This is a genomic window from Kitasatospora sp. NPDC036755 (assembly GCF_040636595.1).
Lineage (GTDB): Bacteria > Actinomycetota > Actinomycetes > Streptomycetales > Streptomycetaceae > Kitasatospora.
Genome location: NZ_JBEZUT010000694.1, coordinates 1 through 1,215, shown reverse-complemented (window position 1 = coordinate 1,215; position 1,215 = coordinate 1). Strand labels below are relative to the sequence as shown.

2 protein-coding genes are annotated in these 1,215 nt (G+C 70.7%); one reads left to right on the top strand and one right to left on the bottom strand.

Annotation, left to right across the window (positions count from 1 at the left end):
• The first annotated feature begins 308 nt into the window (after window positions 1-308).
• Window positions 309-746, top strand: coding sequence for a hypothetical protein (locus AB0E96_RS41275; RefSeq protein ID WP_359831984.1), 438 nt, complete (start codon window positions 309-311; stop codon window positions 744-746).
• Window positions 747-933: 187 nt separating this feature from the next.
• Here AB0E96_RS41275 and AB0E96_RS41270 read toward each other — a convergent pair.
• A partial coding sequence (locus AB0E96_RS41270) for an electron transfer flavoprotein subunit alpha/FixB family protein (protein ID WP_355270033.1) occupies window positions 934-1,215 on the bottom strand: 282 nt, incomplete at its 5' end.

Genomic DNA, 1,215 nt, shown 5'->3' with positions numbered 1-1,215 from the left:
TCCGCCGCGAACGGAGCGATCTTCGCCTCGGCCAGCGAACGCACCGCCTCACGGAGCATCCCGTGCTCCTCGGAGATCCGGAAGAGATCGAAGTCCTGGCTCATGATCGCCACTCCTGTTTCACGACGGTACTCAGTACCCTTCATTATGCATGTGCGCGGCAAAAAGGGAACTCAGTGCCTTCCCTTCGCGGCACTGAGTTCCCTATTCTTTTCGTGCCGAACGTCCGGCGTCCATCCGCGCCACCGCCGCCGTACTTCCGCCCCACCTCCACCGACCGAGCCGTCCGAGCACAGGGAGATGACAGCGTGGTCCACCCAGCCATCGATGCCGACGCCCGGAGCACGACGCTGTACTTCCAGCGCTGCACCTGGTGCAACAACCCGACCTTCCAACGGCTGCTCTGCCCCACCTGCGGGTCCAACGACCTCCGGCTGGAGCCCAGCGAGGGCACCGGGGTGGTGCGGCGGTGCGCGGTCGAACAGGCCCGGACGCCGCTGGTCCGTCAGAAGTCCCTGATCCGGATGGCGGAGGGCTTCGACGTCTGGTGCATCGTGGACGGGATGCGCAGCACCGTCCCGGTCGGCACCCGGGTGCGGCTGCTCTCCTCCCCCGGCTCCGACCAGCCGGAGCTGCGGCTGCTGCCGATGGAGGAAGCGCAGCCGCCGCAGGACACCGAGCCGCGCCCGCTGCCACCCACCCAGGGCGGCTTCACCCAGCACCTCGCGGCCTTCGTCGCGGAGTGATCCGGCGAGTGATCCGCGGGGCCGGGGAGTGATCCACGGGCGGACCGCGGACGCGCCGCGGGGCCGCCCGGGAGGGGCGGCACAAGGACGGCACGGGGGCGGCGCCGGTCCGGGCGCCGCCCGGAGACGACGGAGGGCGTGACACCGAGGGGTACTCGGTGCCACGCCCTCCGCTGTCGCGCGGGGATCAGGCCTTGCGGGCCTTCACCTCGGCGGTGAGCTGCGGCAGCACCTCGAAGAGGTCACCGACCACGCCGTAGTCGGCGAGCTCGAAGATCGGGGCCTCGGGGTCCTTGTTGACGGCCACGATGGTCTTCGAGGTCTGCATGCCGGCCCGGTGCTGGATGGCACCCGAGATGCCGTTGGCCACGTACAGCTGCGGGGAGACCTGCTTGCCGGTCTGGCCGACCTGGCTGCTGTGCGGGTACCAGCCGGCGTCCACGGCGGCGCGCGAGGCACCGACGGCCGC